The following is a 16,390-nucleotide window of genomic DNA, read 5'->3' on the forward strand; positions in this document are numbered from 1 at the left end:
CTTAGTGAGCAGTATATGAATAATAATGATATCGATAAACAACGCCTGATTGATAATTGGCAACAAGTGAATGCGCAGGTAGGGATAGCATGTGAGCAAGCGAATAAACAGTCAGAGAGTGTGATTCTGTTGGCAGTCTCTAAAACCAAACCTGCCGAGATGATTGCAGTATTAGCTGAGCAAGGACAGCGTCATTTTGGAGAGAACTATCTACAAGAAGCCATCGAAAAAATCAGTACATTAAAAGATAGCGCTAAAGGCACAGATATCGTTTGGCATTATATCGGCAGTATCCAACGTAATAAGACCCGAGATATTGCCGAGCATTTCGATTGGGTACAAACAGTTGAGCGCGACATTATTGCCAAGCGCTTAAACGACCAACGCCCAGATGCATTGCCGCCCTTGAATGTTTTGATTCAGGTCAATATCGATAATGAAGATAGTAAGTCAGGCTGCTTGCCCGCAGAATTGCCTGAGTTAATCAACATCGTTAAAGGCTATGAGCGATTGCAACTGCGTGGTCTGATGATTATTCCTGCAAAGGCAGATACCAATGCGTTTGCTCGCACCAAGCAGTTATTTGAAGAAATTAAGGCTAAGCATCCAGAATTGGATAACTGGGATACGCTTAGTATGGGCATGAGTGGCGATATGACAGAGGCGATAGCCAACGGCTCGACGATGGTACGCGTTGGGACCGCCATATTTGGTGCACGGGCGTAGATTGTCAATTCCCACTCTAAGCGTTAAGCTAAATGCATAGAGCTTGATGAATCAGCCGCTTGTTAGTCAGTTTCTCGTTAATCAGTGCTTTGGGAATGAGCAAATTGTTAATCAGGTTGGCTCATCAAGTTTGGTGACTAACATCTGAGTAATTTTGAGATTGTCCGTGGCGATAATCTCAAAGCGATAATTGGCGTATTCGATAGTGTCTGTCTTTTTGGGAATTTTACGCAGCATATACATCATAAAGCCGCTAATGGTTTCGTAGTTTTGATTGCGCGGTAAATTGACAATATCCAGTGCGCGCACCACATCTTCAATCGGCGTCATACCATCGATTAACCAAGAGTTATCTGTACGCTGTACGATAGGCTGCTCCTCAACGGTTACCAGCTCACCCATGACAATGCTCATGACATCCCTAAGAGTGATGACACCCACCACCAAGCCATATTCATTGACGATAACGGCAAAGTCAGCGCCAGTAGATTTGAACATCTCTAATACTTCAAACAACGATAAGGTATCTGGAACAAAGAGCGCAGGTTTCAATAATGCCTTGTCGGTTAGACTGACTTCTTGACCATTTAACACTAACGCCAAAAAGCTCCGTGACTCGACATAACCAATAATTTCCTCTAAGTCATCGTCATGACAGACCAAAAACTTATTGTGTGGTTGTTCAATCATAGTCTCGACCACGTCTTCGGTACTCGACTGACTATCAAAATAAACAATATGCTCACGCGGATTCATCACTGAGGTAACCGTGCGCTCCTGCATCTCAAAGATGTTTTCTATCAAATGATGCTCTTGCTTTTTCAGTACCCCTGCTTCGGCACCAGCGTCCATTACTGCATAGATATCTTCTGGCGTGATGTCATCTTGGCGTATGGTTGAGATGCCAAAAAACTTAAAGAGTAGGTTTGCTGCACCATCAAATACCCAAATGACTGGTTTAAAGATAAAAATCAGTAGCATCATGGGACGTACGAGCCGAACCGCGATGGCTTCCGTATTTGACATAGCCAAACGTCTCGGCATCAAGTCAGCGAGTAAGGAGAACAAACTGGTAATAAGCACAAAGGATATGATAGAGGATACGGCTTCATTCTTTACCAACAGTTGCAAGTAAGGACTGATAGCAGACTCACCAACAGCACCTGCTGAAATAGCGACGGCGTTTAAGACCACTTGCACCACAGTGATAAAACTACCAGGGTTTTCTTGCATGTTGAGGACATCAAGTGCGCGGACGTCTCCCTCTTTTGCCATGATTTGGAGCTTAATCTTGCGACCAGCGGCGATGGCAATTTCGGCGCCAGAAACAAAAGCACTTAAAGCAAGCAATAATAGAAGGAAGATACTAGCGGTTAGCAAACTCATGACATACTCGGTAGAAAAGGTAGGAATAATGGAAAGAAAAGTAAGGATTTAGGATAAAAAGAAAAGTAGCGTTTATATACAGTGCTTATGTAGAAATATATATAACACTTGTCTACAAAAACTAAAAAAGCTGGGTAAGCACCCAGCTAATAATAAATCAATAAGATATGGCGTAAAAAAAATTGGCCTATAACGTCCTCCTATCTTTAAACTTTAAACATAAAGATAGGGCCGTTATAGGCTAGGCACTTAGCCCTTTATTGACCATTTATTTACCAATGGATAACGGCGTTCACGGCCAAAGGCTTTATGGCTAATTTTTGTCCCAATCGGTGCCTGACGACGCTTATGCTCGCTGTTATCGACCATTTGGATGATTTTGGCGACCATATCAGCATCAAAGCCTTTATCGACGATGTCTTGATAGCCCATATCTTCATCGATGTATGACATTAATATACCGTCGAGCACATCATAGTCAGGTAGGCTGTCTTGGTCTTTTTGATCAGGGCGCAGCTCAGCTGATGGCGGACGAGTAATAACACGCTCAGGGATGACAGGGGTGTCCTCTAAACGATTGCGATAACTGGCCAGTTTATAAACCTGTGACTTATAGACGTCTTTTAAGACATCAAAACCACCTGCCATATCACCGTATAAGGTTGAGTAGCCGACCGCCAGCTCAGACTTGTTACCAGTGGTGATAACCAAATGACCAAACTTGTTAGACAATGCCATTAACACCACACCGCGAGCACGTGCTTGGATGTTCTCTTCAGTCGTATCCGCTGGTGACTTATTAAACAATGGCGCTAGGGTATGACGGATACCTTCTACTGCATCAAAAATCGGACAAACCGTGTAAGACACGTTTAAGCGGCGCGCTTGTGCTTGGGCATCTTCCAAGCTGATTTGTGACGTATATTCGTACGGCATCATCACTGCATAGACTTTATCAGCGCCTAGGGCGTCGACAGCGATACAAAGCGTCAATGCCGAATCGATACCACCTGACAGACCAACGATAATGCCAGAGAAGCCTGAAAGGTTGACGTAATCACGCAATCCCACAACCAACGCCTGATACATCTCAGACTCACGGCTCAGCGTCAAAGGCGCTTTAGATTGGCTGTCAAATTTGGCCGTTTTAACGTCGAGTGTTGCTAGCATTAACTGGTTCATAAAGCGCGGTGCTTCATGGGCAACGCTACCATCGGCTTGCACTGCCATCGAGCCACCGTCAAATACCAAGTCATCTTGACCGCCAACGGCATTTAGATAAATGATGGGTAAGTTGTTTTCACGACTGCGTTTGGCTAGCATGGTTTTGCGGTTTTCTTGTTTTTCAATCTCAAAAGGCGAGGCGTTTAAGCTGACAATCAGGTCAGCGCCTTGTTTTTTCAGCTCAGCGACAGGACCCTTTTCCCACAAGTCCTCGCAGATGAGCAGGCCGATGGTGATGCCTTTATAGTCAAACAATACTTGATTGCGACCTTTATCGAAGTAACGACGTTCATCAAATACGCCATAATTTGGCAAAATCTGCTTATGATAAAAGCCTTTTTGATGACCATTATGTAGGATAGCGGCAGAGTTAAACGTTCCATGATGATCGACATGTGGGTAGCCAACAATCATGACGATGTCATCGATGTCACTGAGCGTGGACAACGCGCTTTTGATACGGCCTGACAAGCTAGGACGCAGTAATAAATCCTGTGGCGGGTAGCCTAATAGCGCTAACTCAGGGAAGATAATGACATCAGCGCCTTGCTCACGTGCTTGTAATGCTAGGGTGCGCATTTTTTCCGCATTGGCAGTGATGTCGCCCACTAAGAAGTGTGACTGCGCTAACGCAAAAGTGACGGTGTCTTGTGGGTTATTGGTATTGCGGGCCTCATTTGAGGTGTTTAGATTGGGATTATCAGTGTCTTTTGACATTGTTATTGTTCCTGTCGATATATTATTAAAATTTGGTGGGTCAGTATTGTTCTAAAATAAGAGTTAAGTAAATATAAAGGTGACCCAAGGTAATGCGCTTTCACATCGATTGCCAATATTGAATGGATATGATGCGCTTAAATTTTCATTGACTCTTTAGCATACGGGTAGAGGCTTATGCACCCTATCCAAAACGATAGAGCTGCTCTAACCTGTAGCTCTTATGATGGTCTAGAGCAGGGCGATAAAAGAGGGCTTAAGCGTTTCTTCGAAAATTTGATGGATTTCAACGAATAAAATAAATAGGGTTGAACTCACTTAGTGCTATTAAAAATAGCGAAATAATTACTTTAGTATAACATCAATTGCCGCCACAAATAGAACGCGCCAGTGAATTACCTTACAAGATATCGGTTTAAAATGTGAATATTACAGCGGCTTTATGGCCATTGTTTTTACTGGTTAAATCAATGTATACGGCTCTAGTGATTGCTGTAATCATAGAGTAAGCTTGTATAGAGAAAGTTGTAAGTAAAGATTACAACATAGCGTTATTTATTTGATGGCTTTTGTTGCATAATTGAGTGTGATAATGGCTTCGCTTTTACCTTGTTTTAACCTCATTTTAATAAAGATGATAGAGACTAAATATGTTACGGTATCATAAGGTTTAGCACGGCTAAAAATGGCTGTTTTATCCAAAAAATTATTACTGAAAACCCTCGCTAATGAACGCGGTTTATGGACATGGTCTGTATGCTGATGTTCATCACACATTTATGAATTTGCCAGCAAAACCGTGATAGGTCTTGGCTGTCCGCTCTTGGTTTATACGCTATGATTGAAAACTGGACAAAAGAATTTATTATTCAGCGTTTGCTGGCGATTACCTTGTTGGTCGTGCTATTCGTCTTGTGCTTTCAAGTGGTACAGTTTTTTATTGTACCGGCACTGTGGGCGGCGATTTTAGCGTATGTCACTTTTCCTATTTATAATTTCTTTCACCAAAAGGTTAAGCTGAGTCCGGATTTTAGTGCTGCCATTATGACAGTGAGCATCTCGTTAATCATTGGCGTGCCATTGGTGGTAGGTATCTTTATTTTACAGCAAGAGGCCTTGAGTCTCATCAGTAACCTAATCTACCGTATTAAGGTCGGTTATTTAGATGTGCCAGACTCTATCAAGGACCTGCCTATCATCGGCCAGCAGGTTAAAGACGTGCTGTGGAGAATTAATAAGAACCCTGAAGGGACGCTGGAAGCCTTTCGTATTTGGGTGCAGTCACATCTGTATTATGGCAAGGTTGCGTTCGATGTGGTGTTCAGTAGCTTGGCCAAACTTGGTATGGCATTGATGACACTGTTCTTTTTCTACCGTGATGGCACCAGTTTGATTCGCCAAATTCGTCAAGCGTTGCGTAATATCATTGGCAATCGTATTGACGGCTATATTGATTCAGTCGGTAGTACCACGCGTGCCGTCGTTTATGGCATCGGATTAACAGCATTGGCGCAGGCGATGCTGGCAGGTATTGGCTATTACTTCTCAGGGGCGCCAAGTCCTATTTTATTGACCATCGCTACCTTTGTCATTGCGTTAATTCCTTTTGGCACCCCGTTTGCTTGGGGTGCGGTATCGATTTGGTTGTTAAGCCAAGGGCATACTGCAGAGGGTATTGGCTTGGCATTATGGGGCGTACTGGTCATCAGCTGGGTAGATAACCTCATTCGTCCTATCGTGATTAGTGGCGCGACCAAAATTCCTTTTATTATTATTTTTATCGGGGTGTTGGGTGGTTTAACGGCCTTTGGTTTTGTTGGTTTGTTCATCGGTCCTGTGGTATTGGCGATTGGTCTGGCGGTGTGGCGAGAATGGATATCTCAGCATAGAGATGAGATTTTTGCACCAAAAGAGGCCGTCCTGACAAACAATCAGATGCTGTTAGACTTTGATGACCCTGAAAAGACAGACAACGGCAAGCGTAAAGCAAAAAAGTAAGACGCAGTTAGTTGTCGTGACTGTCATACTAGCTGACCATCACAACAACCAAACTTCCATACTACCCTTAATCAATCGAGGCGCTTATTATGCCCAACGCTATCAACTCTTCTGTACGGACTGAACTTGCGCCAGATAGCGCTTCTGCTTCTCATGAGAATGGTCAGACAGCGAATCGTCTGACCATCATCGCAGATAGCAATATTGCCAGTCTTGACGAATTTTTTAACGCGCAAACACTGGGTCAGGATATTTATCAAACCGTTAATATTATTAAAATCGCTGGGCGAGACATTAGTGCGCAGTTAATTGCCGAGACGCGGCCAGATGTGTTATTGATACGCTCTGTGACGCAGGTAAATGCGGATTTATTAGCAAATAATGACAGTGTAAAGTTTGTTGGTTCGGCGACCATTGGTACCGATCATGTCGATCAAAGCTATTTGGCGCAGCGTAATATTGTCTTTGCCAATGCCGCCGGCTGTAGCAAGCATTCAGTTGCGCAATACGTATTGACGGCAATTTTGACCTTGCGTCCACAGTACTGGCAGCAATCAACGGCGCCGGTAACCTTGGGTATCATCGGACTGGGTAATATCGGTAGTACACTAGCGCAGTATGCTACTAATCTTGGGTGGCAGGTATTGGGATATGACCCATTACTGCCTGCATCGAGCATCAATAACGCCAGCTTTGAGCAAGTCATTAGCCAAAGCGATGTGATTAGCCTACATGTACCGCTGACTGATAAGAAGGGTGAATCCAGCCTTAGTGGTAGCGACTATCCAACACGGCATTTGATTAATAAAGCTGTATTAGATGCCATGCCATCAGAAGCCTTATTAATTAATAGTGCCCGAGGTCCAGTGATCGATGCAGCCGCATTACAGGCTGATATTGAAAGTAACGAGCGCCAAGTAGTGCTCGATGTGTTTGAGCATGAGCCGCAAGTCTCTGAGCAGTTATTATCAAAGCTGACTATCGCCACACCGCATATTGCAGGCTATACGGTAGAAGGTAAGCTGCGTGGCACACAAATGATCTATGATGCATTATGTGAAGCGCTTGCCGTTACTCCGACACAGTCTATGCAGCAACTATTACCATTGAATATGTTTTTGTGGTCGGAGCTGAAGGAGCATCCTGATAGGCTAGTGAAGTTTTATGACATTATGCAGGATGACCAACAGCTACGCGCAAAAGTTACTAACGGGCAGGTGAGCGGTGCTGACTTTGATCAGCTGCGTCGGGATTATCATCTGCGCCGTGAATGGCAGTTTTAGCAATCCAAGAATAGTAGCTAAATATAAAACCTATTGTTAATAAGTTGTAGTCAATATTCATGAGTCAAAAAAATAACCATCCTAGGCATGATGCAGATTGCAGCTATGCGCCAACCATGACACTGGCAATGGCGCAACAGCGCGCACAATTCATGAGCAATATCCGTCAGTTTTTTGCCAGTCGTCACGTGCTTGAAGTGCAAACGCCACTGCTGTCGCAAGCAGGTAACACCGATACATTCTTGCAGTCAGTCGCCGCGCAAGTCACTTATCAAGATAAACCCTGTATGTATTATCTGCATACCTCACCTGAGTTTGCGATGAAGCGTTTACTCGCCAGCTGGCAGGTACCTATCTATCAGATTTGCCCAGTATTTCGAGATAACGAAATAGGTGTGCGCCATAATATTGAATTCACCATGCTTGAATGGTATCAGCCAAATTATAGTTTAGATGATATGGCGACTGAGTTAGGCGAGTTACTAGAGGCGCTTTATGGTCATCCAGTGGTGATGAGTCATTACCGCTATGTCGATGCGTTTATGGACTTTGTCGGTATCCATCCGCTGACGGCCAGCCTTGCAGCGCTACAAGCAGTCGCAGAAGACAAAGGCTTAACGGGCTTTGATTTCAATACTGGCTCAAATGATACAGACGAGAGCGAAGAAAATATTCGCCAAAGCTGGTTGGATTTGCTATTCAGTCATGCAGTAGAGCCGAATCTGGGTCATGATTTGCCGACGTTGATTATCGAGTATCCACCTGCAACGGCGGCACTGGCAAAAACAGCGGTAGATAAAGAGGGCAATACAGTCGCCAAACGCTTTGAGCTCTATATCAATGGTATCGAGATTGCCAATGCTTATGATGAGCTAGCAGATGGACAGGCGTTACGGGAGCGCTTTGAGCAGGACAATCAATTGCGCAAGCAGCATCATTTGCCACAAATGCCAATCGATGAGCACCTATTGGCGGCGTCTGATGCTTTGATGCCTTGTAGTGGTATTGCGGTTGGTGTCGATAGATTGCTTATAGTTATAGCAGGCGCGAAAAGCCTAGAGGAAGTGATTCCTTTTCCCAGTGGTTTGGCTTAGTCTTTTTTTGAGAGACTTAATGAATAGTCAAAATATCCTAAAAACGCTACGGTATTGCTGATATCAGTTTTTTGTAGCCTCTGTCTGCGCAGGCACAGCAAGCAAGCAAGAAAAATTGATATAATCAGCGAGTGATGTATTGATATTGATATTGTTTTTCACTGCCTATAGTTACTACTTACTTTATAGTCCTTTATAAAAAAGCGAGTAAACCTTTCGGCTTACTCGCTTTTTTTCTGTCTTTAGTTATCGTAGAGCTAAAGATTGTTCATTATGAATATTTATTATAGTTTTGCGATAGCATCAGTGATGTCTGTTTCGCCATTGTGCAGACTAAACACTTTCTTAGTAGTGTTGCTCGCATCTAATACAGCAACTAACGTAGTGGCCACATCTTCAATCGAGTTTTCACCCGCATTGTCATCATTAATAGTAATTTTACCCGTCGCTTCGCGCTCTTTTAGCGCACCTGCTTGTACGATAGTGTAGTCAAGGTCGCTGTTATTGACCAACCACTGATCGGCGTAATGCTTGCAAATATAATATTCTTTTAAGTCTGCAATACCAGGGTTGTCCCATTTGCTAGTGTCTAATGAAAACACCGTGCTTAACATGATATAGCGTTTAATACCTTTATCTTGCGTCGCTTGCATGGTCTTAACCGCACCGTGTAAATCTACTTCTAAAACGTCCTTACCGCCAGAGCCTGCGACAAAATAGACAGCATCAATATCTGGCTCGATTTGTTTTTGAATTGCATCTTTTTCAGCGGTAATGTCTAAATCTAACTGACTATAATTGTCATCGTTAAATAGCTTTTCTTCTTGACGGGTCGTGCCGATCACTTGATGCTTATCCGCTAATAACTGCTTAACCAAATCCGTACCCACACGACCACTGGCGCCAATTACTAAAATTTTCATAATCATTCCTGTTGTTATATACGTTATTGTTTTTTATTGACATCTTCTTTGTGTAAAGTCTTTGTGCCAAAAGCTGAATATATATTAACAAGAATAGTCGGCACGCTTCGTTATGAAGCGTGCCGTTTACATAGTGTTTGGTTATAGAGTGTATACGCTTTGCAAGATTGTATGTTTTGCAAAAAATAAAGCGTATTAAAGAAGACGGAGAAAGGACAGCTTTCAGATTGAGGCTGGATAAAGGTTAGCTTAAAAGTAGGTGTGAACTTAACGTACCAACTTATTTAAGCCGTCAGCAAAGGCTTTTTTGTCTCGATCGCCGTAAGGTTTTTGCCCGCTCATTTCTTGTAATTCGAGTACGCCCGTGCCGCGCATGGTATCCATGAAGTCGCGCATATTGAGCTTTTGCTTGATATTATTTTTGTCGTAGACCACCCCGCGCGTGGTCAAGACCATGCCGCCTTTGTCCAAAATATCATTGGCCAAAGGAATGTCACTGGTGATGGCCAGGTCGCCTGGCTGTATTTGCTCGACGATATAATCATCAGCTTTATCAAACCCTGAAGGCACCACCGTCATCACGAGCAGGGGTGATTTACGCAATTTAATCGGCTGATTGGCGACGAATATCGCCACCGTTTGTGTACGCTCAGCAGTTTTGATAATTAAATCTTTGGCGATTAATGGCACCGAGTCAGCATCTACCCAAATCTGCATTATTTTTTAGCCTTTGCTATTTTTGCCTTAACCTCTTCCGCACGATTCACTTGACTCACTTTGCTATCCTTATTTGCTAAGTCAGCGTTCTCGACAGCTATATCGGTTTCGCTATCAAGCTCTTTGACATCTTGAGTAGGAGTCGCAGTTGTCTGCTCCTGACGCTCTTGAGTAGCTGCGATAGGTGGATATTCTTTGTCTAAGCCAACCTTATTGGGTAACACGGCGACCAGTTTAGCCATTGATGTGTCTAAGTCGGTCACGTCATTGGGCATCAAAGTAATGTGGGCGATTTTGCGATCTTCGCGCTCTGACTTGTGGTAACTATGATAATGCGCACCATCGATAGCCAGTACGTCACTGATATCAGGATATTGTCCCAGTACGTTGACCATAATCGCAGGATGGACGTTGTCGGTATCTCCCAAAGGCAAGTTGACGACCGCGCGGATATGGTTTTCAAACTGACTGATAATCGCCCCTTCAATACTCCAGTGACCAGAGTTGTGCACGCGTGGAGCAATCTCATTGGCAAGCAGGTAATCATGACCGCGAGCGTCTTTGGTGACGAATAGCTCAAGTGCCATCACCCCAACATAACCCAAATGGTTCATGACCGTGGTAATGGCCTCTTTTGCTTGGCTAAAGAGATGACTGGTACCTACAGCAGGGGCTTGGGTCTTGGCTAAGATGCCATGATGATGGTCATTTTCGACCAAGTCATAACAGCGTACACTGCCGTCTTGAGCGCGTGCAGCGATGATAGACAATTCACGGCTAAAGTTAATAAAGCCCTCTGCAATAAGTGGTGCAGGGGTTGGTGTTAGACTGCCTTTGCCGCTGACGGCGTCTTTTAGGTCTTGCCAAGCAGCTTTGATATCACTGTCTTGCTTGATGACGTATTGTCCTTTGCCATCGTAGCCACCGCGACTGGTTTTAAGCACAATAGGCAAACCTAACGCTTCACAAGCCTGTTGTAACTCAGCTTCAGAGCTGACTTCTTTAAAGGGTACGGTGGCGATATCTAAATCATTAAACATCTGCTTTTCTTTTAAGCGATCTTGAGCAATATTAAGGGCAATCGGTGGTGGAAACATGCCTTGTTTGCTGCCCGATTTTGATAATTCGGCCAGCTGTTCGACAGTCGCTGTCGGGGTGTTTTCAAACTCTAAGGTAAACACATCGGCGGTCGCAATGAATTCCTCTAATTGCTCACTATGGAACACTTTTCCATATAGGCTGGCAGGACAATCAGCATTGTCTTCTAAAAACACGCACTGATAACCGAGCGGTAGAGCCGCTTGGGCAAGCATCATACCGAGTTGACCACCGCCTAAGATACCGATGGTACGAATAGTTTGAGTAACAGGATAAGCATTGGCTGTAGTCATGATAGAGACTCTTTGAGTTAAAAATGGATTAAAACAAGCGTATTAAAATAGGAAAAGGTGCAACGTATGCACCTTGTATTTAGTAAAATCCAACTTGAAAAAATATCGAATGATGATTGTTTATATTTGAGTGATGGGTATTCAAGCTATTATGGTTTTGGGCTTTTCTGATTAATTAATAATCCCAGGTATTGGACTGGCAAGAATGGTCTCGGTTTGCGTTTGGCGCAGACGGTCTAGCTTAGTAGCTATTGTCTCATCATGCAAGGCTAGCACCTGAATCGCAAGCAGGGCAGCATTATAAGCACCTGCCGTACCAATCGCTAACGTACCAACGGCCACGCCTTTAGGCATCTGTACGATAGAGAGCAAACTGTCCCAACCGCTAAGCATAGAAGACTTCACTGGCACACCAAACACAGGAAGTGGCGTTTGACTGGCACACATACCAGGTAAATGAGCGGCGCCGCCTGCACCAGCGATAATCACTTGTAAGCCATTATCTTTAGCAGTTTTTGCATAATCAAAAAGTCTGTCTGGCGTACGGTGTGCTGAGACCACTTCACAATCAAAAGCGATATCAAAGTCAGCGAGCAGTTGTGCCGCTGCGCTCATCGTTGCCCAATCGGACTGCGAGCCCATAATGATACCAACTTTTGGCTGACCGGCAGGAGAAGTGATAGGGCCGTTTTGATCAACAGTGTTAACAGTAGCCGATGTTGTGCTCATGCTTTGATATCCTCAAAAAGACCATCATACAAAAGTTTTGCCACATTCGTAAAGCCAAGATTGATGTTTAATAGCGAAGTGGGGTTGTTGATACGCATAATAGTGGCGGTTTTATTGGCTAATGCTTGGGTTTTTCTCACACTTTATCATGATGATATTGCACAAAGTTATCAGCTTTTAGTGGCAATGGCTGGGTCGTATCGAGCTGATAACAAGTGAGATAGCCACTATCTACGGCTGCCGAATAGTCCGTACAGACCACTTGTGAGCTGAGCGGTTCGGGTGTTCCGACTAGCCAATAGTGACCAACGAACACAGGTTTATTGGTTTTAATAGCAAAATCGATATTCTCAGCCAGTGCGTCTTTTGGGATTTGCGCCATGGCTGAGGAGGGCGCACGTGCAATCTCATGTAGTGTGCGAGACTGTAGCCCATCGAGCCACCAGCGTACCCGCACACGTGAGCGCTTGGTACCTTCTTTATCAATCATGACTAAACCATTTGGCAATGGTGTTTCTACCCCTTTCAATACGCGCTCTAATGCATCAAAGGCTGTGGTAGATTTCTTTGAGGTGGCTTCAAGAGCGTGAGGGGTCAAGCAGTTATCAGAGGTGAGCATCAGCTTTAGCACCGCCATACTATCCACATCCCAACAGGCATGCACAAAGCAAGCATAGTCTGTCTCAATCCATAATGGAATCTCATAAAAACGCTGCAGCCAATATTGGTGTTGTGCTGAGCCAAATGGCACTTCTGCCAAAAAAGCCTCATGCTGGCGTGTATGTATCTCATTGTGCGAGCGTAAGTATTCCTTTGGGTTCTCAGGGTCAGGAGTGGCAAAAGCGAGCGCATTGTATTCGTGGTTGCCCATCACAGCATCAGCGACGTCGGCATCTAACATCGCAAACACAATTTCAAGTGTCTTGACTTGCTGCGTGCCGCGATCAATCAAATCGCCGATAAACAGTGCCCGATGACCTACTGGTGGCTCAAAATACTGACCGTTATGAACATAGCCCAATTGCTGTAGCAAACCGACCAGCTTATCTGCATAGCCGTGAATATCACCGATAATATCTATAATCATAATGAACTATCAAATCTTAAAGTAGAGGTGCGTATCAATAATAATATGCGCAAGACATAAAGCGACGCTATCGAGAAGACAAACATTCAACCCACTATTATAGCTAATAACTTAAATTAAAAACTCGTACTAAAAGCCAGGTGATAATAGCGCATTAATAAAGTGAGGCAGTACTTGTGGTTCTAAAATAATAGTAGCGATAACCCCAAACGCACCGCCCCACATATGTGCCATGTGATTGATGTTCGAGCCACCACGCTTGTCTGCATAAATACTATAAGCGACATAAGCGACAGCAAATAGAATCGCAGGAATAGGGATAATAGCAAATAGGTAGATTTTTTCCCATGGGGCCAGCAAGATAAAGGCAAATAGCACAGCAGAAACGCCCCCTGATGCACCAAGACTTAAGTAGCTGGCATTACTTTTGTTTTTAAGATAGCTTGGAACCATTGCGATGATAATGGCAAGCACATAAAACACCACAAAACCATAACCGAATAAAAACGGTTGATATAACCCTTCGATAGCACGACCGAAGAAGTATAAAGTAAACATGTTGAACAACAGGTGCATACTATCAGCATGGATAAAACCATGCGTCACAAAACGATCCCACTGGCCATTATTTACCGCAGGTGGATAAAAAATAAGCCGATTAAAAAGGCTCTTGTTTTGCCATGCCAACAGACTGACAATAACCGTAACAATAATGATAAGTGTCGTGTGGTTTAACAAGGGAAAATCCTTAGGCCGCGCCTGATATTATAATACTGCCATAAATGACAACGTTCAAAGCCTAAGCGTTACGGCTAAAAAAATAAATATGACCAATAATGAATTATTAAGCGTTAGCGGATAATAATAAAGTAATACTAACAGCAGTTATGATAATGCGAAAACTTATTGTGTGACAAAACGATGCATTTCTATGATTTTCAGTGAATAATGTAGCAATGTATGAAGCACGATGGATAAAGTGTCATATTTTAACGGTTTAGTATGGCGTCAGTCATGATGAGAAAAATGATTTATCATCAATAAATCAGACACGCAGACAATCCATAAAATTCTTTGTAGACTTGAATGGCAAGACTGATATTACGAGTCCAATAAAATGAAAGCCTAAAGAGGCAGTAACTTATGAGTATTATCGACCAATTAGAGCAAACCGTAACGCCCGCCGTATTAGGTGACCTTGCTAATGAGGCTAACAATGGCAACGTGGCTTATGTCAGTCTACTTGAGCAGTTCTATGCCATTTTAGCGGCCCGTTTGGCGTTGCCTGAGGTTTACTCACAGTTGTTGCGTACCGATCAAGTAGCGGCTGCAGAGGTGATGGTAGAACGCCCATTGTTTGAGCAGTTGTGGCAAGACTACGCCATGCAGCAAGTGATTATCCAAGAGCTGTCAGCCACCCACCATATCGATGAGGTTACGACGGCGCAGCTGGTTAATAATGCAGCACCGCTGGCTTATCGTGAGCTAAAAACCTTGGCCAATGGACAGTTTTTGCCAGCATTTTTGCAGGGCGTGCAGCCGACACTGCGTCAATATTTACCGACATGGTCAGCGCCTGTTATTCAGGCTACTGCTACTGGCAGTCCAAGTGTTAATGGTGCAGAAGGCTTATATGCTACAACGGCTAATAATAGTATGTCGATGAATAACCATCCATCGGACAGCTTGCATAATGCCAATATAGCGACAAGTACAGTAGCTGCAACATCGGCAAGCTTAGAGAATACTGACATACTCTCGAACGCTGATACTGATGTAAGCACTAATAATTTAGGCACTGATACTGATGTAGGTGCTGACGCTATTCATGCCAATCCTGCGGCGCATCATTTGGCAGAAAACAACAGCCTAAAACAAGCAAAAGTACGTACTCGCAATCAACGCAACGACTTACTGGTACGAGTGTTTTTATTGTTGGCGGTACTGGCAGGGCTTGGACTGGCTGCGTGGGCGTTATTTATCAAGCCTAACATCAATGTGCCAGTAGAGCCTGTCGCTACCACACCTGTTGCTGTGATAGCTGACCCTGAGCCACCATTACAGACAATGACGCCTGTGGAGCTAATCGTTGGGGTAGATAATAGCGGCAGTCTGTATACTTGTAGCGCCACAGTTGGTGATGAAGCACTACAAAGCGTATTGCAGCAATCGCTTAATAGCAGCTTTGGCGAACAAGCGAGCATTTGCCAGCTCACCATACAGTCGGGTGTCGCCAATAATATTGCCAATCTACCGGTAGAGGTGTTACCCAATGTGCTGACCATGCTCAGGTCTACACCCTTCGCACGCTTGCAGCTGCAAAATGATCGCATCACGTTAGAGGCACCAGACGCTATGATGCTGCAACGATTGCTCAATGATATTCGTAACTTGGCACCAGCCATGGTCATCGACACTACAGCACCAATGCCACTTCCTAACAATGGCAATGATACGAATGACATGTCAGCGATGAACGGGAGCGCTAATCAGTTTGAAGGCGATGGCACAGCTGCAAATAATCAATATGGCAGCGACTACAATAATGGTGCTGCTGGAGAGTATCAGCCATCAGATGATGATACTGGCGATAGTGTTGTGCCTACTCCCAATAACAATGACTCTACCAACCGTTTTAACAACAATGCTACTAATATTCCAAGTAATTCACTTAGCAATAATTCGCAACCTAATAATCGACAGAGCGCGCCACCTGGCCCTATTTCGTTATCTGAAGTAGATGACATGGCAAGTAGCGTCATCGTTGCTGAGCCTGCACAAGTGAGACAGTGATTATTCTACTCACTGAAAATCAAATGTTAGATTTGGTGACTAAAAGTTGCCAATCGCTAAACAGATTACGAAAGAGATAGGGGTATAAACTTACTTATACTACCCCACTCTCAACTTGAAATAAGCAAATCAAACTGAAGAGGCGGGTTACCAAGTTTTTTGTTGAGTACAAAGCACAGATTGTGTGAAAGAATCTTACGAATCAATCGATGAGACAAATGCCATAAATCTCTTGCTCGTACCTTTTGTATATTAAATCGTTCTGATAGCTGACCAATGACTGTTTCAACGATACGGCGGGCTTTCATTAGCCGCCTTACCA

14 protein-coding genes and 1 pseudogene are annotated in these 16,390 nt (G+C 43.9%); 5 read left to right on the forward strand and 10 right to left on the reverse strand.

Annotated elements, in window-relative coordinates; genetic code table 11:
- Positions 1–15: 15 nt before the first annotated feature.
- Positions 16–726 (forward strand): YggS family pyridoxal phosphate-dependent enzyme, encoded by a 711-nt coding sequence (locus QL919_RS04575; RefSeq protein ID WP_290188398.1) that lies wholly within the window; start codon positions 16–18, stop codon positions 724–726.
- A gap of 111 nt (positions 727–837) precedes the next feature.
- Here QL919_RS04575 and QL919_RS04580 read toward each other — a convergent pair whose 3' ends face one another.
- Together QL919_RS04580 and QL919_RS04585 are read right to left on the reverse strand one after the other, a co-directional pair.
- Positions 838–2,112: a hemolysin family protein gene (locus tag QL919_RS04580; protein WP_290188399.1), complete on the reverse strand. Its 1,275-nt coding sequence runs from the start codon at positions 2,110–2,112 to the stop codon at positions 838–840.
- A gap of 249 nt (positions 2,113–2,361) precedes the next feature.
- Entirely contained in the window at positions 2,362–4,053 is a 1,692-nt protein-coding gene (locus QL919_RS04585) for an NAD+ synthase (RefSeq protein WP_290188400.1), read from the reverse strand.
- Between the two features lie 837 nt (positions 4,054–4,890).
- Between QL919_RS04585 and QL919_RS04590 the strand changes: the two genes are divergently transcribed.
- From QL919_RS04590 to epmA, 3 genes are all read left to right on the forward strand, one after another.
- Positions 4,891–6,051 carry an AI-2E family transporter gene (locus tag QL919_RS04590; protein ID WP_290188401.1) on the forward strand — a complete coding sequence of 387 codons (1,161 nt, stop codon included), beginning with the start codon at positions 4,891–4,893 and terminating at the stop codon, positions 6,049–6,051.
- 89 nt (positions 6,052–6,140) lie between these two features.
- On the forward strand, positions 6,141–7,334 hold the full coding sequence (locus QL919_RS04595) for a 4-phosphoerythronate dehydrogenase (protein ID WP_290188402.1): 1,194 nt from the start codon (positions 6,141–6,143) through the stop codon (positions 7,332–7,334).
- Between the two features lie 59 nt (positions 7,335–7,393).
- Positions 7,394–8,428 (forward strand): EF-P lysine aminoacylase EpmA, encoded by a 1,035-nt coding sequence (gene epmA, locus QL919_RS04600; RefSeq protein WP_290188403.1) that lies wholly within the window; start codon positions 7,394–7,396, stop codon positions 8,426–8,428.
- A 284-nt stretch (positions 8,429–8,712) separates the two neighbouring features.
- Here epmA and QL919_RS04605 read toward each other — a convergent pair whose 3' ends face one another.
- The 7 genes from QL919_RS04605 to QL919_RS04635 form a co-directional block, all read right to left on the reverse strand.
- A complete protein-coding gene (locus QL919_RS04605) occupies positions 8,713–9,351 on the reverse strand; it encodes an NAD(P)H-binding protein (RefSeq protein ID WP_290188404.1) in 639 nt (212 codons plus the stop codon).
- 267 nt (positions 9,352–9,618) lie between these two features.
- Positions 9,619–10,068 (reverse strand): DUF188 domain-containing protein, encoded by a 450-nt coding sequence (locus QL919_RS04610; RefSeq protein WP_201575800.1) that lies wholly within the window; start codon positions 10,066–10,068, stop codon positions 9,619–9,621.
- A complete protein-coding gene (locus QL919_RS04615; protein WP_290188405.1) occupies positions 10,068–11,459 on the reverse strand; it encodes a 5-(carboxyamino)imidazole ribonucleotide synthase in 1,392 nt (463 codons plus the stop codon). The genes QL919_RS04610 and QL919_RS04615 overlap by 1 nt, the downstream gene beginning before the upstream one ends.
- A 171-nt stretch (positions 11,460–11,630) precedes the next feature.
- Positions 11,631–12,188: a 5-(carboxyamino)imidazole ribonucleotide mutase gene (gene purE, locus QL919_RS04620; protein ID WP_290188406.1), complete on the reverse strand. Its 558-nt coding sequence runs from the start codon at positions 12,186–12,188 to the stop codon at positions 11,631–11,633.
- Positions 12,185–12,328: a hypothetical protein gene (locus QL919_RS04625; protein ID WP_290188407.1), complete on the reverse strand. Its 144-nt coding sequence runs from the start codon at positions 12,326–12,328 to the stop codon at positions 12,185–12,187. Before QL919_RS04625 ends, purE begins: the two co-directional genes overlap by 4 nt.
- A complete protein-coding gene (locus QL919_RS04630) occupies positions 12,325–13,275 on the reverse strand; it encodes a metallophosphoesterase (protein WP_290188408.1) in 951 nt (316 codons plus the stop codon). Before QL919_RS04630 ends, QL919_RS04625 begins: the two co-directional genes overlap by 4 nt.
- 129 nt (positions 13,276–13,404) lie before the next feature.
- Positions 13,405–14,013 carry a rhomboid family intramembrane serine protease gene (locus QL919_RS04635; protein WP_290188409.1) on the reverse strand — a complete coding sequence of 203 codons (609 nt, stop codon included), beginning with the start codon at positions 14,011–14,013 and terminating at the stop codon, positions 13,405–13,407.
- A gap of 405 nt (positions 14,014–14,418) precedes the next feature.
- Between QL919_RS04635 and QL919_RS04640 the strand changes: the two genes are divergently transcribed.
- The gene (locus tag QL919_RS04640; RefSeq protein WP_290188410.1) at positions 14,419–16,068 is read left to right on the forward strand and encodes a hypothetical protein; all 1,650 of its coding nucleotides are present in this window, start codon (positions 14,419–14,421) and stop codon (positions 16,066–16,068) included.
- 110 nt (positions 16,069–16,178) lie between these two features.
- On the opposite strand, the pseudogene QL919_RS04645 reads toward QL919_RS04640, so the two are convergent.
- Positions 16,179–16,390: pseudogene (locus QL919_RS04645) on the reverse strand (IS982 family transposase); the annotation flags it as partial.

Origin of the sequence: Psychrobacter sp. APC 3426, from assembly GCF_030408035.1 — a bacterium.
Taxonomy (GTDB): domain Bacteria; phylum Pseudomonadota; class Gammaproteobacteria; order Pseudomonadales; family Moraxellaceae; genus Psychrobacter.